At 57.2% G+C, this 509-nt stretch carries 1 protein-coding gene and 1 pseudogene; both read right to left on the reverse strand.

Annotated elements, in window-relative coordinates; all coding sequences use genetic code 11:
* A pseudogene (locus tag C476_RS00010) lies at nucleotides 1–200 on the reverse strand (MBL fold metallo-hydrolase); the annotation flags it as partial.
* Between the two features lie 75 nt (nucleotides 201–275).
* The coding region (locus tag C476_RS00015; protein WP_008008539.1) for a helix-turn-helix domain-containing protein at nucleotides 276–509 on the reverse strand (234 nt) is incomplete at its 5' end.

Raw genomic sequence — 509 nt, forward strand, 5'->3', positions numbered from 1 at the left:
ATGTCGGGCAGCGGGACGAGCGGATTCCGATCCTGATTCGCCGTGGTGAGGAAGTCCGGAACCACCGGGTTGTCTGTAATGGTCGGCATCTCGCCCTGCGGCGTGAACATCGGGTCCACAAGGAACGTCGTATCACCAACATCTACGAGGATGGTCGCGTTGCGAATCAACTGAACGCTGGCATTAGTCGTCGTTGCCATACCCGAATCTACAGGAGCCATTGGGGTGGGATTTACTTCGGCATATTCCAACCCATGCGTGTTCGACCTGCTCGCTCACTGGATAAACTCGACATCTTCTAGATCGAGATCCACATCAAGATCGGCACCGAGTGAATCGGCAGCAAACTGCTGTGCCAGCCACGCTTCAGCCCGGTTGAGACGATACTGGAACGTGGACCTCGATACGCCGACGTCTTTGGCGATTTCAGTGACTGACTGCTGCCGTGGCTCCTCGTAGTACCCGCGCTCGATAGCCGCCTCGAGTGCCGCCTTCTGTTCGGGTGTGAG

It is taken from the genome of Natrinema limicola JCM 13563 (assembly GCF_000337475.1).
GTDB classification, from domain to species: Archaea; Halobacteriota; Halobacteria; order Halobacteriales; family Natrialbaceae; genus Natrinema; species Natrinema limicola.